27 protein-coding genes, 2 tRNA genes and 1 pseudogene are annotated in these 25115 nt (G+C 35.4%); 16 read left to right on the top strand and 14 right to left on the bottom strand.

Annotated features, from left to right (window positions below):
• Positions 1 to 20 precede the first annotated feature (20 nt).
• Positions 21 to 1193, bottom strand: coding sequence for a 2-oxoglutarate dehydrogenase complex dihydrolipoyllysine-residue succinyltransferase (odhB, locus tag AAGD59_RS03810; protein ID WP_015589060.1), 1173 nt, complete (start codon positions 1191 to 1193; stop codon positions 21 to 23).
• 1036 nt (positions 1194 to 2229) lie between these two features.
• Between odhB and hemC the strand changes: the two genes are divergently transcribed.
• The 3 genes from hemC to AAGD59_RS03825 all read left to right on the top strand — a co-directional run bounded on the left by hemC (position 2230) and on the right by AAGD59_RS03825 (position 4274).
• Positions 2230 to 3108 (top strand): hydroxymethylbilane synthase, encoded by an 879-nt coding sequence (gene hemC, locus AAGD59_RS03815; protein WP_015589059.1) that lies wholly within the window; start codon positions 2230 to 2232, stop codon positions 3106 to 3108.
• Positions 3099 to 3986 carry a UDP-N-acetylmuramate dehydrogenase gene (murB, locus tag AAGD59_RS03820; RefSeq protein WP_141457145.1) on the top strand — a complete coding sequence of 296 codons (888 nt, stop codon included), beginning with the start codon at positions 3099 to 3101 and terminating at the stop codon, positions 3984 to 3986. The genes hemC and murB overlap by 10 nt, the downstream gene beginning before the upstream one ends.
• Positions 3987 to 4082: 96 nt before the next feature.
• Complete coding sequence (locus tag AAGD59_RS03825) at positions 4083 to 4274, top strand: hypothetical protein (RefSeq protein ID WP_070356842.1); 192 nt, start codon at positions 4083 to 4085, stop codon at positions 4272 to 4274.
• Positions 4275 to 4388: 114 nt separating this feature from the next.
• Here the strand turns inward: AAGD59_RS03825 and AAGD59_RS03830 are convergent, their stop codons facing one another.
• The 4 genes from AAGD59_RS03830 to AAGD59_RS03845 all read right to left on the bottom strand — a co-directional run bounded on the left by AAGD59_RS03830 (position 4389) and on the right by AAGD59_RS03845 (position 8097).
• Positions 4389 to 5321: an Rpn family recombination-promoting nuclease/putative transposase gene (locus tag AAGD59_RS03830; RefSeq protein ID WP_015589057.1), complete on the bottom strand. Its 933-nt coding sequence runs from the start codon at positions 5319 to 5321 to the stop codon at positions 4389 to 4391.
• Between the two features lie 306 nt (positions 5322 to 5627).
• Positions 5628 to 7439 carry a glutamine--fructose-6-phosphate transaminase (isomerizing) gene (glmS, locus tag AAGD59_RS03835; protein WP_141457364.1) on the bottom strand — a complete coding sequence of 604 codons (1812 nt, stop codon included), beginning with the start codon at positions 7437 to 7439 and terminating at the stop codon, positions 5628 to 5630.
• Between the two features lie 80 nt (positions 7440 to 7519).
• A complete protein-coding gene (gene yajC / locus AAGD59_RS03840) occupies positions 7520 to 7891 on the bottom strand; it encodes a preprotein translocase subunit YajC (protein ID WP_015589055.1) in 372 nt (123 codons plus the stop codon).
• A 129-nt stretch (positions 7892 to 8020) separates the two neighbouring features.
• Positions 8021 to 8097 (bottom strand) — tRNA-Asp (locus AAGD59_RS03845).
• Between the two features lie 191 nt (positions 8098 to 8288).
• On the opposite strand from AAGD59_RS03845, the gene rpsB reads away from it, so the two are divergent.
• From rpsB to AAGD59_RS03880, 7 genes are read left to right on the top strand one after another with little or no spacing between them, the layout of a single operon-like run.
• Entirely contained in the window at positions 8289 to 9137 is an 849-nt protein-coding gene (gene rpsB / locus AAGD59_RS03850; RefSeq protein WP_015589054.1) for a 30S ribosomal protein S2, read from the top strand.
• Entirely contained in the window at positions 9118 to 9978 is an 861-nt protein-coding gene (tsf, locus tag AAGD59_RS03855) for a translation elongation factor Ts (protein ID WP_015589053.1), read from the top strand. Before rpsB ends, tsf begins: the two co-directional genes overlap by 20 nt.
• Positions 9979 to 9988: 10 nt before the next feature.
• Positions 9989 to 10732: a UMP kinase gene (gene pyrH, locus AAGD59_RS03860; RefSeq protein WP_015589052.1), complete on the top strand. Its 744-nt coding sequence runs from the start codon at positions 9989 to 9991 to the stop codon at positions 10730 to 10732.
• 7 nt (positions 10733 to 10739) lie between these two features.
• Positions 10740 to 11297, top strand: a complete 558-nt coding sequence (gene frr / locus AAGD59_RS03865; RefSeq protein WP_007549203.1) for a ribosome recycling factor — start codon at positions 10740 to 10742, stop codon at positions 11295 to 11297.
• Positions 11298 to 11302: 5 nt separating this feature from the next.
• Positions 11303 to 11566 (top strand): hypothetical protein, encoded by a 264-nt coding sequence (locus AAGD59_RS06970; RefSeq protein WP_039964055.1) that lies wholly within the window; start codon positions 11303 to 11305, stop codon positions 11564 to 11566.
• 6 nt (positions 11567 to 11572) lie between these two features.
• Positions 11573 to 12268, top strand: coding sequence for a polyprenyl diphosphate synthase (uppS, locus tag AAGD59_RS03875; protein WP_015589050.1), 696 nt, complete (start codon positions 11573 to 11575; stop codon positions 12266 to 12268).
• A complete protein-coding gene (locus AAGD59_RS03880) occupies positions 12258 to 12884 on the top strand; it encodes a phosphatidate cytidylyltransferase (RefSeq protein ID WP_015589049.1) in 627 nt (208 codons plus the stop codon). The genes uppS and AAGD59_RS03880 overlap by 11 nt, the downstream gene beginning before the upstream one ends.
• A 16-nt stretch (positions 12885 to 12900) precedes the next feature.
• On the opposite strand, the gene AAGD59_RS03885 is transcribed toward AAGD59_RS03880, so the two are convergent.
• Together AAGD59_RS03885 and coaD are read right to left on the bottom strand one after the other, a co-directional pair.
• The gene (locus AAGD59_RS03885) at positions 12901 to 13092 is read right to left on the bottom strand and encodes a zinc-finger domain-containing protein (protein WP_006279326.1); all 192 of its coding nucleotides are present in this window, start codon (positions 13090 to 13092) and stop codon (positions 12901 to 12903) included.
• Positions 13093 to 13160: 68 nt separating this feature from the next.
• A complete protein-coding gene (gene coaD, locus AAGD59_RS03890) occupies positions 13161 to 13667 on the bottom strand; it encodes a pantetheine-phosphate adenylyltransferase (protein ID WP_015589048.1) in 507 nt (168 codons plus the stop codon).
• A gap of 79 nt (positions 13668 to 13746) precedes the next feature.
• Here coaD and AAGD59_RS03895 point away from each other — a divergent pair.
• From AAGD59_RS03895 to AAGD59_RS03905, 3 genes and pseudogenes are all read left to right on the top strand, one after another.
• Positions 13747 to 13819: transfer RNA gene (locus AAGD59_RS03895), tRNA-Phe, on the top strand.
• A 218-nt stretch (positions 13820 to 14037) separates the two neighbouring features.
• Positions 14038 to 14901, top strand: coding sequence for a gamma-glutamyl-gamma-aminobutyrate hydrolase family protein (locus tag AAGD59_RS03900; protein ID WP_015589047.1), 864 nt, complete (start codon positions 14038 to 14040; stop codon positions 14899 to 14901).
• 221 nt (positions 14902 to 15122) lie between these two features.
• A pseudogene (locus AAGD59_RS03905) lies at positions 15123 to 15330 on the top strand (IS4 family transposase); the annotation flags it as partial.
• Between the two features lie 67 nt (positions 15331 to 15397).
• Here AAGD59_RS03905 and AAGD59_RS03910 read toward each other — a convergent pair.
• The 3 genes from AAGD59_RS03910 to AAGD59_RS03915 all read right to left on the bottom strand — a co-directional run bounded on the left by AAGD59_RS03910 (position 15398) and on the right by AAGD59_RS03915 (position 16448).
• On the bottom strand, positions 15398 to 15562 hold the full coding sequence (locus AAGD59_RS03910; RefSeq protein WP_081600771.1) for an IS3 family transposase: 165 nt from the start codon (positions 15560 to 15562) through the stop codon (positions 15398 to 15400).
• Between the two features lie 238 nt (positions 15563 to 15800).
• Positions 15801 to 16142: an IS3 family transposase gene (locus tag AAGD59_RS06975; RefSeq protein WP_095866567.1), complete on the bottom strand. Its 342-nt coding sequence runs from the start codon at positions 16140 to 16142 to the stop codon at positions 15801 to 15803.
• Positions 16143 to 16163: 21 nt separating this feature from the next.
• On the bottom strand, positions 16164 to 16448 hold the full coding sequence (locus tag AAGD59_RS03915; protein ID WP_038198869.1) for a transposase: 285 nt from the start codon (positions 16446 to 16448) through the stop codon (positions 16164 to 16166).
• 85 nt (positions 16449 to 16533) lie between these two features.
• Between AAGD59_RS03915 and AAGD59_RS03920 the strand changes: the two genes are divergently transcribed.
• Entirely contained in the window at positions 16534 to 17169 is a 636-nt protein-coding gene (locus AAGD59_RS03920; protein WP_041573515.1) for a hypothetical protein, read from the top strand.
• Here the strand turns inward: AAGD59_RS03920 and AAGD59_RS03925 are convergent.
• The 3 genes from AAGD59_RS03925 to AAGD59_RS03935 all read right to left on the bottom strand — a co-directional run bounded on the left by AAGD59_RS03925 (position 17098) and on the right by AAGD59_RS03935 (position 20496).
• Complete coding sequence (locus AAGD59_RS03925) at positions 17098 to 18393, bottom strand: Na+/H+ antiporter NhaC family protein (RefSeq protein ID WP_341812875.1); 1296 nt, start codon at positions 18391 to 18393, stop codon at positions 17098 to 17100. The genes AAGD59_RS03920 and AAGD59_RS03925 overlap by 72 nt on opposite strands.
• Positions 18394 to 19437: 1044 nt before the next feature.
• Entirely contained in the window at positions 19438 to 20061 is a 624-nt protein-coding gene (gene ccmA, locus AAGD59_RS03930; RefSeq protein ID WP_015589045.1) for a heme ABC exporter ATP-binding protein CcmA, read from the bottom strand.
• A 3-nt stretch (positions 20062 to 20064) separates the two neighbouring features.
• On the bottom strand, positions 20065 to 20496 hold the full coding sequence (locus AAGD59_RS03935; RefSeq protein WP_006279891.1) for a hypothetical protein: 432 nt from the start codon (positions 20494 to 20496) through the stop codon (positions 20065 to 20067).
• 196 nt (positions 20497 to 20692) lie between these two features.
• Here AAGD59_RS03935 and aspS point away from each other — a divergent pair, with 196 nt between their 5' ends.
• The gene (aspS, locus tag AAGD59_RS03940; RefSeq protein ID WP_015589044.1) at positions 20693 to 22495 is read left to right on the top strand and encodes an aspartate--tRNA ligase; all 1803 of its coding nucleotides are present in this window, start codon (positions 20693 to 20695) and stop codon (positions 22493 to 22495) included.
• 61 nt (positions 22496 to 22556) lie between these two features.
• Positions 22557 to 23819 (top strand): MFS transporter, encoded by a 1263-nt coding sequence (locus AAGD59_RS03945; RefSeq protein WP_015589043.1) that lies wholly within the window; start codon positions 22557 to 22559, stop codon positions 23817 to 23819.
• A gap of 7 nt (positions 23820 to 23826) precedes the next feature.
• Here the strand turns inward: AAGD59_RS03945 and AAGD59_RS03950 are convergent, their stop codons facing one another.
• On the bottom strand, positions 23827 to 24750 hold the full coding sequence (locus AAGD59_RS03950) for an RluA family pseudouridine synthase (RefSeq protein WP_006279888.1): 924 nt from the start codon (positions 24748 to 24750) through the stop codon (positions 23827 to 23829).
• Positions 24751 to 25115: the final 365 nt, after the last annotated feature.

Here is a 25115-nt window from a genome sequence, read left to right on the forward strand (position 1 = left end):
TTAACAACAATTCATTTGAGCTACACTTCCAAAACTAATCTATTTGGATCTTCTATATAATTTTTTATTTTAACGAGGAAAGTAACTGCTCCTTTGCCGTCAACTATTCTGTGATCGTAAGAGAGGGCAATGTACATCATAGGTCTAATCTCAATTGAGTTGCCCATGGCAACTGGCCTGTTTTGTATTGAATGCATTCCAAGTATTCCAGATTGCGGAGGGTTTATTATCGGAGTAGAAAGGAGCGAACCATATACTCCGCCATTTGAAATGGTAAATGTTGCACCTTCCATTTCTGATACTTGTAATTTACCTTCTCGTGCTTTTTTGCCAAGAGCAACTAAAGTCAACTCAATTTCTGCAAATGACATCTGATCGGCACCCCGAATAACTGGTACAACAAGACCTTTATCGGTGCCAACAGCAACACCTACGTCATAGTAATGTTTATATATGATTTCATCGCCTGAGATTTCAGCGTTAATTTCAGCAATTTCTTTCAATGCTTGCACCGCTGCCTTTATAAAAAACGACATAAAACCAAGTTTTATTCCATATTTTTTTTCAAAGGCGTCCTTATATTTTGCTCTTAGATCCATGACATTCTTCATGTCAATTTCATTGAACGTGGTCAGTATTGCAGCAGTATTTTGCGATGCTTTCAAACGAGCGGCAATTACTTGTCTTATTTTGCTCATTTTTACTCGTTCCTCTCTTTGCTCTCCACTTACTACACTTTTTGGCAATTCATATTGTTTTATTGCAGGTTGTTCAGCTTTGTTCATATGGCCTATCACATCTGCTTTTGTTATTCTGCCTCCCATGCCAGTTCCTTTGACGCTTTCTGCACTGATTGCATTTTCTTCCATAATTTTACGAGCTGATGGAGCATCTTTTTTAGCAGCACTTTCGCTTTTATCTTCTTTTCTCGCTTCCTCTTTTACTTCTCCCACGGAAAGCTTCGCTAACAATTGATCAGGGCTTATTACATCATCTTCCTTTACAAGAAATTCAGTTATTTGCCCCGAAGCTTCTGCAGTTAATTCGAGTGCTGTTTTGTCAGTTTCAATTTCAAAGATCAAGTCATCTACTTTTACTGCTTCTCCAATACCCTTCTTTATTTTTACTATACCTTCTGTAACTGATTCACCACCAAGAGTTTTTGGTGCTCTGATTTCTATAATTTTGCTCATAAAACAACTTCCGTATAAAACTTTCTATAGATTTATACATGAAAAGAGACATGTAATAAACTAATAAATTCATTGAGGCTCTTATCATTTAGAAGTGGACCACAACTCCCAAATGTCATTCCAGCGCAGCCATAAAAATTCCTTGACAAACTCCGCCAGCCCCCTTATCATGAAACTGAAGCTATTTATTTATCTTCTCTGTACAGATTAAATGACAAAAAAACTCACGTATCTGGCGTCTCATGTTTAATTTTTTGCACTATGTGCACTCTATGTCTTTATCAAATTTCTGGGTTTTTACCTACACAAGCTGAAATATGCTTATAAAGCATTTAAAACATAAAAAAACGCCAACTTAAAAAATGGATAGTGAATAACTAGCTACCCTAGGGTTTCTTTTGCCTTTTTTTCTGTTTAGTAAATTTCTTAATGTTTATAATTTAGATTAGTTGCGGTTTAAAAGCAGCTGAATCGCGGTTATTAAGTGTTTAGAATAAAAAAACGCCATACTTGAAAGTATAATGTAAGTAATTAGCCAACCACGGGGCTTCTTTTGCCTTTTTTTTCGTTTGGTAAATTTCTTAATATTTATGGCTAAACGACAATCGTCATCCCGCTACTTGTTAGCGGGATCTAGAGATACCGCGAATGAATCGCGGTATGACGGTATGCGGCGGCGTGACGATAAGCTCGTCATCCCGCTGCTTGTTAGCGGGATCTCTTGTTAGCGGCTGAGATACCGCGAATGAATCGCGGTATGACGGTTCGCGGCGGTATGACGATAAGGTTTATACCTTGTCATGCAAGTACTAGAATCCAGTAAGCTTATTTATGCATGTAAAAGGCTATTATTTTGTAAAGTCAAAGTTGCTTTTGGTTTTAAGTTAAAGTACAATAAATGCAAAGGCTCATATAAACTGGATCCAAGTACTTGAATGACATCAGAGAGAGGGTAACCGAGGTTCATGCGATACACGCTACCAAAGTGTTTAAATAATTAATTAGGTTAAGGTTTGGTATTCAAACAGTCGTACACATGCCAGTCAAAATAGGTACCAGAGGAAGCAAGCTTGCAGTTGCCCAGGCTTTGGAAGCAAAACAAAAGTTGCTGGATTCTTTTCCTAACTTATCTATTGAAATTGTTAAAATAAAAACTTCTGGAGATAAGTATGCAAACGCAAATCTTGCTGAAATAGGAGGCAAAGGATTATTCATTAAAGAAATTGAGACTGAATTGCTCGAAAATAATATAGACATGGCAGTTCATTCGCTAAAAGATATGCCTGCGTTTTTCTCAGGGGGTTTAACAATTCCTTGTGTTTTAGAAAGGCTAAGTTCATGCGATGCGTTTATTTCTCATAAACACAATAGCCTTGAGTCTTTGCCACAGCAGGCTACTATTGCCACTTCTTCAATAAGAAGAAAAGTTCAGTTATTAAATGTTAGACCAGATTTAAATATAGTACCGCTACGTGGAAATGTAACAACCAGATTGCAAAATCAAAGTTTTGATGGAATAATTCTAGCTGAAGCAGGACTCATAAGATTAGAAAAACATCACTTGATTACAGAGGTATTGCCACCAAAAGTTATGTTAAGTGCAGTGGGGCAGGGGGCGGTTTGTATTCAATGTAGAAGGAATGATGTAAAAATTATCAATCTTTTAGAGAAAATTAATAATAATATGTCTTTTATAGGAGTGAAATCAGAGCGCAGTTTTATGAAGACAGTGAATGGTTCATGTTTTACACCACTTGCAGCTTTGGCTGAATATGTGAGCGAAAATATGCTACACCTTCGTTGTATGTTAGCAAGTGGAAAAAATATATACTTCACTGAGCGCACTTCATTTATAGAAGATGCGGAGAAAATGGGTATGGATGCAGGATTAGAGTTGAAATCAAAATGCTTATAAGCTTACCTAAAGTACGTGGAATCTATCGTTATGATGTCTTAATGTCTAAAGCGACGTGGTTAAATGTTGGTGGACGAGCTGATGTATTATTTAAACCATGTGATATTGAAGATTTAACATACTTGATTAAAAATACTGAACTGCCAGTTAGCGTTATTGGTGCAACATCCAACATAATAGTGCGAGATAGTGGCATTCGAGGAATAACAGTAAAATTAGGTAAGGAGTTTGCATATATTAAAAGTAAGGGTAACAACTCTATTGTAGCTGGGGGAGCTGTGCTGCTCAGCAACCTTGCTCACTTTGCGGGAAATCAGCAGATTAGTGGGTTGGAGTTTCTAGTTGGAATTCCAGGAACAGTTGGTGGCGGAATAGAAATGAATGCAGGTGCATATGGTAGTGATATCGCAAGTGTTGTACAATCCATAAAAGCAGTGAATCTAGAGGATGGAAACCTATATGAGTTCTCCAGCGAAGAAATGGGGTATTTTTACCGTGGACATAGCCTAAAAGGAAATTGGATTTTTGTTGAAGCTGAGTTTAAAGGAATAAACTCAGAGTATGAGCTTATACTGCAAAGGTTAAAGGAAGTTATTGAGAGGAAAAATAAAAGCCAGCCAATAAGAGGAAAAACTGCTGGGTGCATATTCAAAAATCCAAAAAACTACCGAGCATGGGAGTTAATTGATAAATCTGGCTGCCTAGGGTTAAATATTGGTGGAGCTAGAATCTCTAAGAAACATTGTAACTTCTTGCTCAATTACGATAATGCAACTGCATCTGACTTGGAAAACCTTGGCAACAAAGTAAAAGATGCAGTAAAGGATAAATTTAATGTTGAACTTGAGTGGGAAATAAGGGTTTTGGGTAGCTATTAGATAGTTTTTATAGCTTATGTATATTCGTTCAGGAGAACGGCAAATAAGGTAAACAAGTAATCTAAAAAAATAATCATAGAGAAACCGTGAGGTAATGTGGTTAATCTTGTAGAACTTTGCAAGAATCTAGAGAGAAAAATAGCAAAGTTATACCAATTCTCATTATTAGTGAATCAAATAAGCGATATTGTAGAGTTATTTAATTGTGGAGTGAGAAAGAAAGGCAATAGTATGGCTTTTTTTCCATTGTTATCTATCCGTTTATTGTGCAGTGGGAATTGGTATTAGCTGAACGGACACTATTGTTATACTATATCTTATATACAATTGTGCAATATGGACAATGGCAACAAATTTACTAGCGAAATTCAGTGATTTATGATTGATAATTAAAGTTCTTAATTAGTAACCGTTCACACTTAATTCTTCAATCTCACTAATAGAAAGGCCAGTAAATTTGACAATAGTGTTGACATCAACATTGTTAGCCAGCATTGCTTTTGCGACTTCGATTTTTCCTTCGATTTTTCCTTCAATTTTCCCTTCCTCTTTACCGATTTTGATGCCTCTTTCTTCGCCAATTTGGATGCCTTTTTCAGTAGCAAGGTCAAGTCTGTATTCAAGAATGGCTTCTTCTTTCCGTAGATCCATTATTCTTTCTTCATAAGCTACTAAATCTTTTTCATTCCAGCTAAACCTGTCTAATTCATCGTAGGCTAACTTTATTATTGGTGCTTTTTCTGCTATTTTCCTTAAGTCTTCTTCCGTAGTTTCATCTGCATATTTGAAGAAAAATAACCAACGATCCACTATGCTTTCTAGCTGTTCTTCCTTATTCTTAGGAAATTTAGGTAGTTCAATAAATACAAATTGAAAATCTTTTAAGTCATGCTCATTGGTTTTCTCATCTCTTATAGTGTGGCTGGATATATAATCAAGCTTATCAGGAAATAAATTACAATTAGAGATAGCAATAAAGAAAACCTTCTTTAAATCAATGTACTTACCAGATTTATCAGCTTGCCTTGAGTAAGCCTTAGCAGCATATAGTTGAGCTCGTTTTTCGAAGCCTTTATCGCGAGTAAGCTGCATTTCAATCACATACCTGGCCCCACTAGAATCCCTGCAAAGAACATCAACTATACTTTGTTTATCAGATGCAATTTCAGGATCCATTATAGTACTGAGGAATTCCACTTCTTGTATAGTATTTATCTCAGTAAACCCTAAAATATCATTCAAAAAATGTATGAGAATATTCTTATTTTTTTCAGTGCCAAATATTTTTTTGAAGGTCAAATCCAGCTTAGGGTCGAGAAACTTAGATAAAGCCATAGCCAAAGTGCTTAAAAATATTAATAATTATACACTATTATTAACAATTATTCAACCATATTTTTGAAGATAGCTATGCCGCCGCGAACCGTCATACCGCCGCGGTATCTCTAGATCCCGCTAACAAGCAGCGGGATGACGAATTACTTAACCGTCATACCACCGCGAACCGTCATACCGCCGCGGTATCTCGGCATAGATTCCGCTAACTAGTAGCGGAATGACGATTGTGTATCGTGTTTTGCTAAAAATCACAGAATGCAGTCTGGTTACCTTATTAGAAGTTTAGCTTTAACTTTAAATGGACTACTCAACCGTGACAGACTTAGCTAAATTTCTTGGACAATCTGCATCTAACCCTTTTTTTGCTGCAGTAAAGTAAGCAAGGAATTGCATAGCAACACTGTAGATGATTGGAGAGATAAAATTATCAGTGTCTGGAAGTTGCACCACATCTGCGCAAACTCCCCTTAGGAATGGCGCTCCTTGTTTATCACTGAAGGCAATTACTTTGCCTTTTCTTGCAATAATCTCTTGTATATTAGATAGCGTTTTAAAGAATAAATCATCATAAGGGATAATTGCTATAACAAGCACAGTAGAGTCTATTAAAGCAATAGAACCATGCTTCATTTCTCCCGCTGCAATACCAGTTGTATTGATATATGAAAGCTCTTTTATTTTCAATGCGCCTTCCATTGCAACTCCGTATGAACTTCCTCTGCCGATTAAAATAACGTTATTGTGTTCTAATATACTGCCCGATATATGTTGTATTTTCATCACATTCAAAACGTGCTCAACATACTCGGGAATAGAATTGATAGCACTGCTTAGCTGTTTTATTCTCTCTCCACCCAGTATACCTTTTATTTTTCCAAGCTCCACGGCAAAGCATGCTAAAGTTGCAAGTTGCGCAGAAAAGGTTTTTGTTGAAGCAACACCAATTTCTGGCCCAGCAAGAGTATGTAACACAATATCTGAGATCTTTTCAATGCTGCTGCTAAATGTATTAGTTATACTTATGATTGTTTGCTTCTGTGATTTCGCATAACGCAGCGCTTCTATGGTATCTGCAGTTTCGCCAGATTGAGAGATAAATAACCCAATGCTGCCTTCTTCCAGCTTGACGTTGCTATACCTAAATTCTGATGAGATTTCTAGATATACTCGAACTTGAGCGACATTTTCCAGCCAATACTTTGCTATTAGCCCAGCAAAATAAGATGACCCGCATCCAACTATAGTAATGTGATTCAGTTCAGAGAATAATTTTTTGTTGACCTCTTTATATTGCTTGTAAAATTGGTTTATTGTTTTGTTTAATGCACAAGGTTGCTCAAAAATCTCTTTTAACATGAAGCTAGGGTAACCATTTTTGCTAATTAGAAAATCACTTGGACTACTATTTTCTATACTGCGTTTAACTTGTGTACCATTGTTGTATATACTAACTCCACTAGATTTTATCACTGCAATGTCATCATCTTCCAAATGCGATATTTTTTCCACAAATGCACTTAAAGCATTAGAGTCAGATGCAGCAAACACTGTGTTACAGTTATAGCCTATTGCTAAAGGCAAATTTCTCTTCGCAACAAATAAGGCGTCTGGATATTCTGCAAATAATAAGACCAAGGCAAATGAGCCGTGTAGGTTGTTTAAACACTTAAATAGAGAATCAACTGGCGACAATCCTTCATCAAGATATAAGGTTAGCATGTTTGGTATGATCTCTGTGTCAGTGTCAGTATGGAATGGCATTCCCCTTTCTTCTAGACCCTTTTTTAGCAGATTGTAATTCTCAATTATGCCGTTATGAGCAACAACAACATTATTTGTACGAATGGGATGAGCATTTTTAAGGCCTGGAACTCCATGTGTAGCCCAGCGAGTATGTGCTATACCAACTGTACTGTGAGACATCTTGCTGTCATCAACAACTTCACATAACCTTTCGACTTTACCTTCTGATTTTTTGACTTCTATCTTACCTTCGTTATTTATGATTGCTATACCTGAGGAATCATATCCCCTATATTCCAATTTTTGTAACCCAGTTAGTAAGGTTGGTATTACTGAATCACCGCTACTTACTACACCAAATATTCCGCACACAAATGGATCACCAAACAAACTTTTTTCTAAACATGTTAAGCATTTTTGCCTTTATTACTGGTTGATTTATATTCTTTTTATCATTCTTTCGATTTTACCTTTTTAATTGGTTTAGCTGCTACTTTTTGAGTTTCTTTGCTTAAAACCTCAGATATAGCGGACTTTAGAACTTTTATCTCAACTTTTGGTGCTATTTCTATTATAAATTGTGCATTTGCCTCATCAACTTTATTAACTTCACCTATTATTCCACCAGAAGTAATGACTGTATCACCACGTTTTATTTGATCTATCATCTTTCTATGTTCTTTTAGTTTTTTTTGTTGTGGGCGAATAATGAGAAAATAAAATACCACAAATATTAAAATCAATGGAGTAAAACTAGCAAAAGATGCGCCGATACTTGATGTATTGCTAGTTGCATCTGCTGCAAAAACTTCAGAAATGAGCATATTTAATCCTAATTGTTAATGATAAAAACAAACCTATTTAAGTATTAATTACAATACCATGCCATGTCAAGTTTGGTGGAAGCATTTCTCAATATCGGTTGCGAATTCTAAGTTATGCTAAAACTAATATGGCGGGAGTGATGAGACTTGAACTCACGACCTCATGCGTGACAGGCATGCGCTCTAACCAACTGAGCTACACCCCCCTAATTTCTTTTTAGCGTTTTCGGGCTTCAACTTTAAAGCTAATAAACATGTTGCCCTTTGTCAATATTTTTTGTTTGCGCTTTGCTGTCTTTTCTATTACTATGTAAATAATTTAATTTCACACATGGCTTGTACAAGTAGTCCCATTAGGGTTATGCCATGGAAGATAAACTATTTGGAGGAATGATATATGACAAATTTGCCTAAAGTCACTGTGCGTGATTTAGCTGAATCTGGTGTACATTTTGGTCACAAAATTAGTCGCTGGAACGCAAAAATGGCTCCATATATATATGGGGTACATCAAGAAAATCGTATACATATAATTGACTTGCGAAAAACATTACCATTGCTACAGGTGGCCATGAAGGCTTTATATGACGTTGCATTTCAAGGTGGTCGCATTCTATTTGTTGGTACAAAGTTTCAAGCTTTTGATATTATTGCAAGTGAAGCGATTCGTTGTGGTCAATATTATGTGAATCATCGTTGGCTTGGTGGTATGCTTACTAATTGGGGCACTGTTTCTTCTTCGATAAAAACCTTGATGCAATATGAGAAAATATTAAATGACGAGGATAGCATTTTAACAAAGAAAGAATTGGGAAACATTGAAAAGAAAAAGCAAAAGCTTGATAAGGCGCTTGGCGGTATTAGAGAAATGGGAGCAATTCCTGATATCTTATTCATCATTGATACTAATAAAGAGCATATAGCGGTTAAGGAGGCTAAGAAGTTAGGAATTCCAATAGTTGCAATACTTGATACTAATTCTGATCCAGATGGTATTACTTATCTAATACCTGGAAATGATGACTCAAGAAAATCAATAGAGCTCTATTGTAAATTAGCTACCGACTCTATATTAGCTGGAATAGAGTCTAGTCTAGCAAAATCTGGAGTTAAGATTGATGATATAAGGGGTGATGAGTTTATTCAAGAAAAAGAAGACGGTATTGTGCAAACTAAAAAGAGACGTAGTAAAGTTTACAAAGAAGAAGAAAGGGAGGTAGTAACAAATGAAGATGAATCCAGATGATATAAGAGAATTACGTGATAGAACAGGGCTTGGCTTAAGTGACTGTAAAAAAGCATTAGAAGAATGTGATGGTGACATTAAGAAAGCCGTTGATAAGTTACGTACAATAGGTCTTGCTAAAGCTGACAAAAAATCTGATAGAGTAGCTTCAGATGGACTCGTTGTTATGTGTTTGACTGAAAATTATGGTGCATTGGTTGAACTCAATTGCGAAACAGATTTTGTTGCAAGGAATGAGAAATTTATAGAGTTAGTTTCAAATTTAGCATCAATTGCTCATCAAGAACGCTGTACTAGCGTTGATGAGTTAAAAAATGCCAAGTATGAAAGCATTGGCACAGTGCAGGAAGCTATTATGAATGGTACGTCAGTTCTTGGTGAGAAGCTAGAGTTAAGCAAGCTTTGTTACTTAGAAGCTAAGGATGGAGTTATTGCTGGCTACGTACATGGTGATGTGTGTGGCTTAGGTAAGATTGGTGCTTTAATTGCATTGCAATCATCTGGTGATAAGGCGAAGCTACAAGAGATTGGGAAACAAATAGCTATGCATGTAGTTGCTATGAAGCCTGAAGCTTTGTCTATAGATGATTTAGATCAAATGAAGTTGAAAAATGAACGTTCTATAATTGAAGAGCAAGTGAGGGGCTTAAATAAACCTGAAGAAGTAGCAAAAAAAATAGTAGATGGACGAATGGCTAAGTACTATGAAGAAGTTGTTTTACTAGAACAAAAGTTCATAAAGGATGATAAAATGAAAGTTTCTGATTTTATAAAGTCAAGCGAGGTGAGTGCTATTAAATTATCTAATTACAAGTTACTTGTTTTGGGTGGTGCAAACTAAATGGTAAAAAATGTTTCCCTCAACAAATGAAAAAAGCGAAATAAAATATTCCAGAGTGTTATTTAAAATCTCTGGTGAAGCTTTAATGGGGTCACAGTCTTTTGGCTATGATATGGGAATAATAAGCCAATTATGCAAAGATATAGCTGATATTAACAGGCTTGGAGTTCAGGTATGTATTGTTGTTGGTGGTGGTAATATCTTTCGTGGCACATCTGCGTCTTTAAGTGGCTGTGAAAGAGCAAGTAGTGATTATATTGGAATGCTTGCAACTATAATCAATGCTTTAATTTTACAAAACTTTTTAGAAAAAAATTTAATAGCTTCTAGGGTATTATCTGCAATACCCATGGCCACTGTATGTGAACCTTACATAAGAAGGAAAGCTATTCGTCATTTAGAAAAAGGTAGAGTGGTAATTTTTGCAGCAGGCACAGGCAACCCATTTTTTACTACAGATACAGCTGCAGCCTTACGTGCTGTTGAAATGAATTGTGATGTTATTCTAAAGGGTACGCAAGTAAATGGTGTATACTCCGCTGATCCGAAAAAAAATGAGGATGCTGTAATGTATGATAGGCTTTCTTACACGGATTTATTGACTCGTGATTTAAAAGTTATGGATGCATCAGCAATTTCACTTGCTCGTGAGAATTCTATTCCAATTATAGTTTTTTCTTTGAAGGGAGAAAAAATAGTCAATATTATTAAGGGTCAAGGTACTTATACTATAGTTTCAGATTGTAAACATTAGGTAATTTATGTTAAATGAAATAAAAGCTAAAACAAAAGAAAGAATGCTAAAAACTATTCAGTCCTTTCATGATGATATTAAAGGCGTACGCACTGGTAGAGCTAGCGCATCGTTGCTTGATGGTATAGTTGTAAATATCTATGGTGGACATCAAAAGTTAAATCAGGTTGCAGGTGTTTCGGTTATAGATAACAAAACTCTATCAATTAAAATTTGGGATATTAATGTTGTCGGTGAAGTGAAAAATGCTATATTAAATGCCAACTTGAATTTAAATCCTGTTGTTGAGGGCAATACCATACGTATAGCTCTTCCGGACTTAACACAAGAAACCCGTGAAAAATTAGTGAAATTATTGCATCAGTTTGCTGAAAATGCACGGATTGCCATTAGAAATATACGTAGAGATATTATGGAAGAAACAGAAAAAATGAAGGAAAATAAAGAAATCTCAGAAGATGATTTTCATGGTGCTAAAAAGGAAATACAAAATATTACTGATAATAATATAAAAAAAATTGATGGTGAATTGTCCATCAAAGAAAAGGATATACTGAATCACTAAATGATATGGAGAAAGCTTACATAGCAAATGATGTCATTCCAGTGCTTGACACTGGAATCCAGTCTTTACTATACAACTATCTGATGCACTTGTTTGAAATCAAATTTCCTGGATCCCAGTGTCGGAGCACTGGGATGACACCAATTTTGCATTCAAGTATCAACTATTGGTGTCACTACAGTAACTCTCTTCCTGTCATGCAAGTAGCTGACACCTTCCAGGTGTCCATTGAAATCCAAAAAATTTCACTCAAGTCAAAATTAGGTTAAATTTAAATGTTGAATCAAGAATCTTTACCGAAACATTTAGCAATTATTATGGATGGTAATGGTAGATGGGCGAACAATCAAGGAAAGGTAAAAATTGATGGTTATAAAAAGGGCAGTGAAGTTGCATACGATATTGCCAAGTATTGTACGGACCTAACCATACCCTACTTAACTTTGTATGCATTCTCTATGGAGAATTGGCTTAGACCCAAAAACGAAACTGACTGTCTATTTGATTTATTTTACTCCGTTTTAACTAATGAAGATAAAGTCAATTTCATTTGCAACTGTAACATTAAGTTGAATTTTATTGGCAATTTAAGTCTGTTATCCAGTAAAATATTGGATCAAATTAAAAAAGCAGAAGAAATGACACATAAGAACGATGGTTTATTACTCACTGTGGCAGTCAGTTACGGAGCAAAGCAAGAAATTACACAAGCTATAAGCAATATTATAAAAGAAAATATTGCTTATGTATCAGAAGAGGAATTTGAAAAATTTCTGTATACTAAAGATTTGCCAAAATTGGATTTATTAATTCGCACTGGCGGCGAAAAAAGGTTAAGCAACTTTTTATTATGGCAAGCAGCTTATGCTGAATTGTATTTTTGTGATACTTTATGGCCTGATTTTTCTTGTCAAGATTTGAGTAAAGCATTAGAAGATTATACAAAAAGAGAGAAAAAATATGGTAGATAATAATTTTATAATTAGAATGTTGTCCTCAATAGTAATATTATTCATATTTTCCTTTGCTACATATTTCAGTGATTTATCGTTTTACCTATTGATTTTTTCAATAGCAGTTTTATCTTCTTTTGAATGGTATAATCTAACCCAAGGAAATAAAATTTTATACGTTTTTGCATTATTATTGATTGCACTACCAAGCGCCTCATTAATATATTTATATAATCTACCACAGGGAAAATACGCATTAGTATGGTTCGTCTTAACCATTTGGGGAATTGACGTTACTGCCTACCTATTTGGTAAGAATTTTGGTGGAGCTAAAATTTGCCCAATTCTTAGCCCTGGAAAAACTTGGACAGGACTTCTTGGTGCGATTTTAGCTGGAGTAGTGTGCACAATTTTTGGATCAATATTTTTTGGTCTATTTTCAATTTTTTATTCTCCAATCATTGGCCTTGCAATTGCTATTCTAGCGCAACTTGGCGATTTCACTGAGTCGCTTGTTAAAAGAGCTTACGGTGTTAAAGATAGTGGAAATATGATACCTGGCCATGGGGGAGTGCTCGACCGTATGGACAGTTTCATTTTTACTGCCCCTCTTATTGCTATTTACATAAGCTAAGTCTGCAGAAGTGCCATTAGAGTTCATCCCTAGTCAGCTCCCCAACCGCTTCTACAGTGCAGTCATGGACAAACGTCTTTTCACAATAAGGGCAGGCTATTTCCTCTTCTTCTCCCATATCTAAATATATTAATGGATGGCCAGAACCCTCATCATTCTCATCACCATGACAACAAACTTTTCTATTATTAACCCTCACTTTTGACATGCTGCTCCTTTAGCTTATAACATTTTATATATTGAATATACCCATTCAGAAATAAAAAACAACAAGCACTATTCTCCATTTTTTATCCTATTCAGGTTAATCAATTCGTTTTGAACGCCTTTTGATACAAATTTGCTAACATCTTCTCCTAATCTTGCTATTTCCTTTACAAAACTTGATGAGATAAATTGAGTATCTTCAGAAGCAGGAAGAAATATGGTTTCGATTTCAGGAAGAAGTTTATAATTTACCCAGCTCATTTGAAACTCGTAATCAAAATCCGATACTGCTCTTAATCCCCTAATAATAACAGAAGCATTCTGCTCTTTGGCAAACTTCACTAGCAACCCATTAAAAGATATAACATCTGCATCAATTCCTAGTCCTTTGATTTCATTTTCAGCCATGCTTGTGCGTAGCTTTGTGTCAAAGGCAGTATGCTTATTAACGTTTTCTGCAACTCCTATTATTAATTTATCGACTAGTTTACACGCTCTTTTGATTATGTCAATATGCCCAAAAGTTATAGGGTCAAATGTGCCAGGGTAGATTCCTATTTTGTCATTAATGTTCATCCTTTATTTTTATAAACTACTTTAAAAACTTTTGATAGACATAATAACATTTTTTATCTAAAAATAAAAGTATACAGTTGGCCTGATAGCTCAGTTGGTAGAGCAAAGGACTGAAAATCCTTGTGTCGCTGGTTCGATTCCTGCTCAGGCCACCTTCTCTTTCTTGGCAAACTTGCCTTTTTGTTATAAAATACTCTATATCGTAATATAAATATTAGGGAGGCAAGTCATAGTATATAAATATTATAATAAACTATTTAATATCTTATTAATTATAGTTCTATTATTAAGCAATATTACTTATGCTGGCGTTAGTGAAAAACCGGCATCTCAACATGTAACCAGAAAAGAAGAACCAGTGTCAACTGTCTTGACGGCAGAAAATACAGTAAATAATGACGTAGTTGTTGGTTTGTTGAAAACGGAAGAAGCACATGAACTTGGGCTATCTCAAAATATCTATGAGATGTTTAATAACTTTGGGGTTAAGACTGTACTGATTGATTATAATAAGATAATTAGCCTTAAAAAAATTCAGACAGAGTCACTTAATCTCGCAAAACAAGATGAAACATTGGCAAAGAAGCTAACATTAGACCGAATAAAAGTTGAAGTTGCAAAGTTTGTTAAAGAGCACAAAATAAATAGAATATTTATTCCGGATAATTTACACTCAGCACCCACTCCTTGTCGCCAGCTTGTTACTGAAGCAATTGTAAAAATAGTGGATGATAACCCTGTAATTCATTTGCTTGGCATATGTGAAGGCATAATGAATGCAAAGGGAATTGAAGTAGTGAGTGTTGTGAGTGATGAAGAGAAACGAAGATCTCATTTAAAATCAGCACCTAATCCACAGAAAGAGGATGTACCTCTCCAGCAGATAAAGATCGTTCCAAATAGTCGTTTAGCAGAAGTAGTAGCCAAATTCCTAATACCTAATGAAAATGGCTGGTTTTCAACATATTTTCCAGATGCTCATTCAGGAGCAGTAAGTAATACACCAGAAAATAGAAGAAAATTGGAGTCACTTGGATATAAAGTTGCAGCATTTTCCAGTGAGGGGGTAATAGAGGCTATTGAAGATAAGCATGGTAATGTTCACTTTCAAAGTCATCCAGAAGCCCTTGTTGTGAAGTCAGATAAAAACCTCTATTTATCAAATCACAAGGAACGTCAAGTGTCTACACTAGTTGCTATAGCGATTATGAATGATTTTCTTTATCGTGCTTAATGGCTATAGCTTTAGGCTTACCGACGATTTGATAAACGATAGATTTGTCATGTATCCGTTCAGGCAATGGCGTCAACTTAAGGAAAAATATCAGCGATAGTGTATAAAATTTCTCTCCAAATTTTTTATCATTAAATTATCCAAAGAGTGCAAGGGACAGCACTTTTGTTTCTGTTTTATTTCAACAAAGAAGTCTAAAATGTGTCCTTTTTAGGTGAAATATGCAAAAAGGAAAAAACCTTATTCTACAAATTAAAAATATAATATACTCGAAAACTTTTCAGAAAATCCATTGTGTTGAGTTTTACACGAACAAGAAAACTTCCTTTTTCGACAGTATTTTCTATGATTTTAAAGTTAGTTAAAAAAAGTTTGGGAATAGAATGTGAACTTATGGAGCCATTGACATGTGACCTTACCCAGAAAAAGTGGAGAGAAAGTTTGGAATGTTTTTCACAAAGAGAATGATGAATCAAAATGCTCAGGAATGCAATAGTTAATAGTGACGTTGTTTGTTATAAAAAATTTCTATGTATTCAAATATTGCAGTTCTAGTTTGTTGAGCAGAGTGTTGTGAAGTATCAATAAGTATTTCTCTTTTCAATGAGCTAAAGAAGCTTTCCACAACAGAATTGTTGTAACAACAACCTTTATGACTCATCTATGTTTTTTATGGATAAGAGATATTGATAACCTTGCGAAGTATATTGTGAACCTTGATCACTATGTAATAGTAGATTTTTGGCAGGTTTACGCTTGTTAACGTCCATTAATAAAGAGTCCATAACCAATTGTTTATTTATTGAACTGCTCATTAACTACCATGCGTGAATATAGATCGATTATTGTTGCCAAATATAGTCATCCTTCTTTGGTTTTTATATAAGTAATCCCATACTTTATTTGGTTGATCGACAATAAAGTTTTGGTCTAATATATTGGGAGCTACTGTCCGTTTGTTGTTTCTTAATTTTAAATTTTCTTCTCAATATAGCCTGAATACCATTTTTCTGCATAATACTTTGCACTGTTTTTAAGTTGCAACTTTTACCCAAAGCCTTTAATTCAGCATGAATTTTAGGAGCTCCATATCTACATTTAGAAGCTTGATATATTTTTTGAATATCTGCTAATAACTCTTTATTTGCTGATTCTCTACTGCTTATTTTCCTTGTAGTCCACTTATAGTAGCCACTAGCAGAAAACCCTACATAATTCCTGCACTTTATAGTGTTTACTATGCTCTTTTATGAAAAAATATTTTACTCTTTTTGACTGGCCAGGGCTTTTTTTAAAATGTCTCTTTCTCTTGTTACTTTTGCTAACTCTTTCTGTAAATCAAATCTCTCTTTGTCATAAGGTGCTACATCTGGAAATGCATTTGCCGCTGACTTTTTTTCGTTATATTTCTTCATCCATTTTCCTAATACACTATCCCTTATTCCTAGATCTCTTGCTACTTTTGCAACTGGTTGACCTACCTTTCTTTGTTCATTTGCCAGCTTAACAGCTTCCAATTTGAATTCTGCCGTATATTCTCTTGCCATTTCTAATCCTCCAAAATTTTATTTTACCCAAAAAAACTCTTTTCTTTCTCTCCACTTTTTCTGGGTAAGGTCAGTATGGGAAAAGGTGAAAGATGTACTAAAAAACCCAGAGATGATAAAAAAGGAATACCAACGTAGAGTATTAGAAAATAAAAATGATGAATCATCAGAGAAAAAGTTTGCAAGAAGAGAAAATCAAATAAAAGAAGGTATCGAAAAATTAATGGAAGATTATTATAGTCAAGAAAATGCAGGAGAGAAAGGATATATAAGCGAGGAAGAATTTAAACAGACAATGAGAAAAATGAAAGAACGCTTACAAGGGATAGAAGAAGAGAAAAAAAAGGTAGTTGATCAGAAGGCAGTAGAAAAAGGAATAAGTCTTATTATAAATAGCATAAAGAATTTTTATTCTAGTGTAAAATCGAACCTGGAACAGCTAGATTGGCAAACTAAGCGCGGCATTATTAAAGCATTAATAGGACAAATTAACATTGGTTGTGATCAGGTAGAAGTAGGATTTCAGATCGAAGAACCAGCACAGGATGGGGGAATTCTTAATTTGTATCATTGTACTACACATCATAATAAGGGGGTTGGCGAAGGGTGTCAAGTAATTCCGTTCCTTATGGGTAAAAAAAGAGAAACTCTAAGTTGCAGCCGCACAATGTTTCTCTTTTCTGCTGTTGATGATTATTTCGCCTATTGTAACTGCCGCTAGAATAAAGCAATAATATACCTGTGTTAATAAAGAAATAGGTGATACAGAGGCGATGCTACCTGCTAGCAATAGTTGGGAACCATAAGGTAAGATACCTTTTGTAGCACAAGCAAAAACATCTAATAAGTATGCGCTGCGATGTGGCGCAATACTGTGTTTTTGTGCAAGCCTTTTTGCAATGCCACCACTTAGTAAAATAGCAATGGTATTATTGGCAACTAAGGTAGTAAACATAGACGCAATTCCTGCTATCACAAATTCAGCTTTAGTTTTTGTGATATTGCTTTCATCGATGAGTTTATGCAACGCTTTTTGACCTTGCTTGTACATTATATGGCTCAATCCACCGATAAATAGAGCAAATATCACTATTTCGTTTACTTTTTTGAAACCGTCATACACGTCATGAGGAAATTGAATGATAGCATAGTCAAAAAAAGTTATTCCTAGCACACCAGCAATAATTATGTTTATAGTTATTGTTACTAAAGTGGCGACTTCAAGCAGCCCCATGATCATTAAAGAAATGTAAGGAATAATTTTTATTATAGAATAATAATCTAAATTTGATATAGAAATAATTTTTGTACTATTTGAGGCAACTGCTAGGTAGATGAGTGTTATAATGCTGGCAATAAGTGCAACTTTAGAGTTCATTTTAAGTTTATCTTTTGCTGAAGCTTCCTGTGAAGAAACAGATGCAATGGTGGTATCAGATATCATCGAAAGGTTATCGCCAAACACGGCACCACCTACTACAGTTGCAGTTCCTATTTCGAGACCAAAAGCTCCACTTTTTGCCAGATTAACAGCTATAGGTACCATCAGCGCAACAACTCCCATAGATGTGCCAATTGCAGTTGAAATAAAAGCAGAAGCCAAAAATACTCCAGGCAGCAGTAATCTTGCTGGAAGGAAATTAAGAATTAAATTAGCAACAGTGTCTGCGCTACCGATTGATTGAGTCACCGCAGAAAATGCTCCAGAAAATAAAAAAATTAAACACATAGTAAGGGTGTTTTTGTCACCCATGCCCTTGATAACAGTATCGATGTTATGCTGAATTTTATTTGTACCACGTGAGACAGCAAAAAATAGTGCTGGTAATAAGCAGATTACTGGTGAAACCTGATGAAGTGGATTATCAGTTCCGATAAAAGAAAAATAAGCACCACTTCCAAGATACAAGATTAAAAAAATAATCAAGGGGACAAAAGCTGTCATTTTGCTGTACCTAAACTTATAACTATAACTAATTAAGTGGTTTTAAGCAAGTTTGGTTTTCACTAGTTCTACAGGAAGTCAATAGCAGAGTTTTAAACTTCATATTTAATCTACTAAATAAATAGCACATGTAGCTTATTGCTTGACAATAGGATCTAATTGTTGTCTAGATTCCAGCATCACGCGCACAACTGTACGAACATTTGTTTGCGAAGAAATGTTATAGCTGGTTTTGCTTCAAACACAAAGATATCATCCGAGTAGCTGAATACTTGGATCCAGAAAATTTTGCTGCGAATAAGCAAATTTGTTTGGTGAGCATAGAAAGTGGAATGTGTAAGCGCAGCCTCAACAGGGTGTCATCCAAGTAGCTGACTACTTGGATCCAGATTGGATACTGAGTTGGTGAGTATAAAAGTATAGCTAACGCGAGCTCTACGTCATACCGCCGCAGAATAATTAACCGTCATACCGCGATTCATTCGCAGTATCCCTTCGCGGTATCCCTTAGCCGCTAACAAGCAGCGGGATGACGGTTGTCGTTTAGCCATAAACATTAAGGAATTTACCAAATAAAAAAAAAGGCAAAAGAAGCCCCGTGGTTGGCTAATTACTTACATTATACTTTCAAGTATGGCGTTTTTTTATTCTAAACGCTTAATAACCGCGATTTAGCTGCTTTTTAATGCAACTAACCTTTAGTCATAAATGTTTAAGAAATTTACTAAACAGAAAAAAAGGCAAAAGAAACCCTAGGGTAGCTAATTATTCACTATCCATTTTTTAAGTTGGCGTTTTTTGATGTTTTAAATGCTTTATAAGCGTATTTCAGCTTGTATAGGTAAAAACCTAGAAATTTGATAAAGACATAGAGTGCACATAGTGCAAAAAATTAAACATGAGACGCCAGATACGTGAGTTTTTTTGTCATTTAATCTGTACAGAGAAGATAAATAAATAGCTTCAGTTTCATGATAAGGAGGCTGGCGGAGTTTGTCAAGGAAGTTTTTTCGTTTCTAATGGTTGTTAACGTGCTGCCAAAAACTATGCAAGAAGTCTATTGAAATCGCGTATATCAATCGTTGTAAAATCACACAATTGCTCTGTAGAGCTATGCCCTGTAATAATTACTATACCATTTTGCTCAGAGCGTATTGAGATTAAGTTCAGCACTAATTCACACGTTGCACTATCAAGATTACAAAATGGTTCATCTATCAGCCAAACGTTTGCATTAGAAATCAAGAGGCGAGCAAGCGCAACTCTCCTTTTCCAGCCTGCAGAAAGTTCGCCATATCTAATATTAAGTACAGGTTGCAACTGCAAGCAACAAATAGCTGCCACAATCAATTCTCTAGTATTTCGTATTCCTGCCCAGAATTCTACGTTTTGAGCAACAGTTAAGCTATCTTTACAGGCATTCTTATGGCCTATATAGACCATAGAAGATATATAGGATTTTGGATCATCATATATATCTTTTCCGCAGTGCCTTATATTGCCTGATACCGGCGGTAAAAGTCCAGATAAACTTCTAATTAAGCTGGTTTTACCACTACCATTTGGACCAGTGATTAGAATCTTTGATTTTAGCTCAGCTTTAAAACTGAGATTCTTAAATAGTACCTTATTATTACGAGTGCAGGATAAATTTTCACATTCAAGCATGGATTATCTGCCCTTTCCCTTATGTTTACCTTGAGTTGAAGCCTGAGCTTTTACAAACAGCTCCCAAAATCCTTTCTGTCCGCCTTCTCTATGTATCAATTGTGCAAAACGCTGCATTAAACCATTACCCATCATAACCATCTTTGTCCATTTACCTACCGGTTTTGCTATGTCAACTATTTCTGGATCTTCTTTATAAACTTGCACATCTTTTTGTTTCTCGCGTAGCGTTTCTTGTTGTTTCAGCAACTCTTTTTGCTTATTTTTTTGATATAATTCATTGAATTTTCTGTCTTCTTCCCACTCTTCTTTAAAAACTTTTCTAGGAAATATGATTTTTCTAATGCGATTTTTGTATATTTTTCTCAAAAAGAGAAATACTGCAGCTACAGCAAGTAATGTTACGCTATATAATATGATCTGTGTAAGTGGCATTTCCTGTATCTAATTCATTAAAAATACCCTTGCTATTATACCATAATTATAGAAATTGTGCAATTTTTTTGCGGGTAAAGACAATATAAAAGCAGTACTGCTCTATTTCGAAAATTGCGCAAATATCTGACGAACGGGCTTGTATGTAATAAGGTTTATTTCTATACTTCTTAAAGAATTTAGAAGTAAAACAAATATGAACTGCTATAAAACTCATACGTGCAATGAACTGAGGAAGAACGACGTAGAAAAGGAAGTTACCCTTTCTGGATGGTTATATCGTAAGCGCGACCATGGTAACCTAATTTTTGTTGATTTAAGGGACTTCTACGGAATCACTCAGCTAGTATTTAATAATGACAAAGACTTTTTTGATGAGATATCAAATTTAAAATTGGAGAGTGTAATTACTGTTACAGGAATAGTTGAAGCTAGAACTGAAGATACGGTAAACAGCTCTATTTCTACCGGAGAAATCGAGGTGATAGTCAACAATTTGCGCGTTGAGTCGGAAGTTGAGTTCCACTTTGATGAAGAAATAGCAAAAGAAGAAAGAAGTATATTGGCAAGCATTACCGGCGAGCAAGAATACCCAGAAAACATGAGATTTAAATATCGATTTCTTGACTTAAGACGTGAAAAAGTCCGCAACAATATTATTTTGCGCTCACAAATTATTGCAGAGCTCCGCAAGCTCATGATAGAGCGAGGATTTTTAGAGATTCAAACTCCAATACTCACTGCTTCCTCTCCTGAAGGAGCACGCGACTACCTAGTGCCAAGCAGGCTAAATCCTGGCAAGTTCTATGCATTGCCACAAGCTCCGCAGATTTTCAAACAGTTGCTCATGGTTTCAGGGTTTGATAAATATTTCCAAATTGCACCATGTTTTCGTGATGAAGACGCAAGGGCTGACCGTTCTCCGGGAGAGTTTTATCAGCTAGATCTTGAAATGTCTTTTGTGACTCAAGAGGACATATTTGACGTTATTGAATCTGCTTTATATAAAGTGTTCGCCAAATTTTCTCGCAAGTCTGTCGATAAAGATTTTCCACGCATTACATACAAAGAGGCAATGCTTAAGTATGGTTCTGACAAGCCAGATTTGCGTAATCCACTATTAATCAGCGATGTTACAGAAATTTTTCGTGATTCAGGGTTCAATATTTTCAAAAGCAATATTGAGCGTGGTATGGTAGTGAGAGCCATCCCTGCACCTAAAACAGCAGAGGAACCACGCAGCTTCTTTGATAAAAAGATAGAACATGCGCAAAAAGAATTCGGTGCTAAGGGTCTTGGATATATAACGTTTGATAAAGATGGAACTGCGAAAGGCCCAATTGCTAAATTTCTTGATGAAAATAGGCTAAACCACATAAGAGAAGCAACAAACATAGAGCCAGGAGATAGTGTATTTTTTGCTTCTGACAAAGAGAATGAGGCGGCAAACATTGCAGGAAAAGTACGCACTCTTTTAGGGTCAGAACTCAGTCTTATAGATGATAATATCTTCAAGTTTTGTTGGATCATTGATTTTCCATATTTTGTATATGACGATAAAAGTAAAAAAATAGATTTCTTTCATAACCCATTCTCCATGCCACACGGTGGTCTGAAAGATTTAGAGGACAAAAATCCACTGGATATCCTTGCTTACCAATATGATCTTGTTTGCAATGGAATAGAACTGTCAAGTGGGGCGATTCGTAATAACAAACTGGATATCATGTATAAAGCTTTTGCCATTGCAGGTTATAGCCGGGGAGAAGTTGATACAAGATTCGGTGCACTTGTACGTGCATTCAGATTTGGTGTTCCTCCTCATGGTGGAATAGCACCAGGAGTTGATAGAATAGTTATGCTGCTTGCTGATGAGCCAAATATTCGTGAAGTAATCTGTTTTCCTATGAACCAGCAAGGTGAAGATGTTCTAATGGGTGCTCCTTCCAAGGTGGAGGATAAGCATTTACGTGAATTATCCTTGAAGGTTATTGAATGAAAAATTTTATAGCAAGGAGCACCGGTTAATGATATATTAGGTTATGTTAAATTGAAAGACCATGAATAATATCCGAAAAGCAATACTATCGGGCATGATCTGTAACATGATTGTGTGGTATGAACTCACTCTTTTTGGAGTATTAACAGATACAATCATCAACGTTTTTTTCCCATCAGAAGATCATTATTTGAGTACACTCAAATTCCTTGGTGTTTTTGCAATTGGTTTTGCGTTTAGACCAATTGGTGCAGTAATTTTTGGTTATATGGGAGATAAGTATGGCAGAAGAAAGACTTTACTTACTTCAGTAATATTAATTTCAATATCATCCACAATTATGGGAATTATACCTGGGTATAAAGAAATAGGGTTGCTTTCACCTGTATTGCTTGTGTTTTGTAGAATAGTGCAAGGAATAACTGCAGGAGGTGAAACAAGCATTAATACAGCATTTACGATAGAGCATTCAAAAGATAAAAAAAATCTAGGTTTCTTAGGAAGTATGAAGCCCTTTAGCGGAGCCCTTGGAACGCTCTTATGCATAACAATGATATTTATCTGCAAAAGAGTTACAGGTGAGAACTATGAAATATGGGGATGGAAGTTGCTTTTTTATTTTTGCTTTTTTTTGGGGACAATAGGTTTTTTAACTAGGTACATATTAAAAGAAAGCTTAGCATATAAAACTAATAAGTACGCTAATAATTTAGCACATTCACCATTGTTAGAACTAGTAAGAAACTATAAAAGACCGCTTATTATTTCAATCAATCTGGGAATTGCTCAGAATGCAATTGTCTACGCAGCAATAATGTTTTATAATATATCAATAAAAGAGCTAGTTATTTTATCTATTAGTGTTAAAGATTTAATGAGGATAGTAATACAGGTTGTATTTGCAGCATCTGCGGTACTTTTTGCAATTTTATCTGATAAAGTTGGAAGAAAACGCGTAATGATTCCTGTACTGATTATGCTATCTCTGATTGGTACATGTGTATTACCATTATTATCTTCCGTTAACCACTATGTCGTAATAATAACTTACTTATTGATTACTATACCAGTAGGTGCATCTTTTGGAATATATGGTTCTGTTATTTGTGAACTGTTTCCAACAAAAGTAAGATGCACTGGCGTAAGCTTAGCAAATAATATATCTGCAGGAATTTTTGGTGGCCTTTCTCCATACATATGCATGTGGCTTATAGAAAAAACCGAAACAAAACTTGCAGCAGGCATTTATCTTACTGCCTGCACATTAATTAGCCTAATATCTGTGCTTCAAATTAAAGCCAAAGACAGAAAAGTTGATTGGTGAAATCGTTTCAGTCGAAAAATAGCGCTTCAATGGATTTTTCGATGTGTTTAGTGATAGGAGCGGTGATAGTGATTTCTTTATTGTTTGGCAGTTTTAAAGATAAAGAATGCGAATGAAGGTGAATTTTATTTGCTATCCCATCAATAAAAGCTTTTTTACCACCATATTTACCGTCACCAAGAATAGGGCAATTTATATGAGCTAAATGTGCACGTAACTGATGGGTTCTGCCGGTAATTGGTTGTAATTTTAAATAAGCAACATTGTGTTTGGATTTTGCTATAATTGAAAAATGCGTAGTGGCATTCTGAGGTGAATTTTCATCAACGACCACTTTTTCTTGACCTGAAACATATTTTTTCACCAATGGATAGTCTATTGTTCCACTATCCTTGCTCGGTATGCCAGAAGTTAATGCTAAATAAGTTTTTTTTACTCTTCGTCCTTTAAATTCTTCCATAAGGTATCTGGCAACATTAGCGTTGCGTGCGAATATTATCACTCCACTCGTATCTCTATCTAGCCTATGGACAATTTTAAATGTTTCTCCCTCTCTTATTTGGTCAAGCAAATCACTCATGCTAATCTTTACTTTTACGCCACCTTGAACGATGACCCCTGCGGGTTTGTTTATAGCTAGTATATATTCGTCTTCATATAATATGTTCTCTCTTAGTAGATTCACTAACTTTTCATTATATTTGCGATCAGAATTAGCGTTTTCAATATAATTCAAGTGCTTCAGCGTTATAGTTTGCCCAGAATTTACTCTATCACTGGACTTTGCTTTGCAATCATCAACTTTGATTAATCCTTTCCTTAAAGATTTTTCAATTACAGATTGCTTTAGATCAGGAAAGATTCTTCTGATGTACCTATCCAGCCTAACGTTATCGTCTTCTATTAATATGGTTTTTATACTTTGTAGCATTCCATTATTTATAATGAATATCTAGTGAAATGTCAATTATTGGTGTCATTCCAGTGTCAAGCACTGGAATGACACCGAAGGGGTTACTGCCGTCATAAAGGAACCAGTGTCAGCTACTCGGATGACAGGAGAAGGAGACTACTGAGATGACAGCTAGCCTGACAACCGTCATCCCGCTGCTTGTTAGCGGGATCTAGAGATACCGCGAATGAATCGCGGTATGACGGTTCGCGGCGGCATGACGTAGAGCTTGCGTTAGCTATACTTTTATACTCACCAACTCAGCTGGATCCAAGTAGTCAGAGCACTGGGATGACAAAAAAAGGAGGGCACTTGGATGACGGGAGAAGGAGCTATTTGGATGA

This window comes from Wolbachia endosymbiont (group A) of Cephus spinipes, from assembly GCF_964026895.1.
GTDB lineage: Bacteria > Pseudomonadota > Alphaproteobacteria > Rickettsiales > Anaplasmataceae > Wolbachia > Wolbachia pipientis.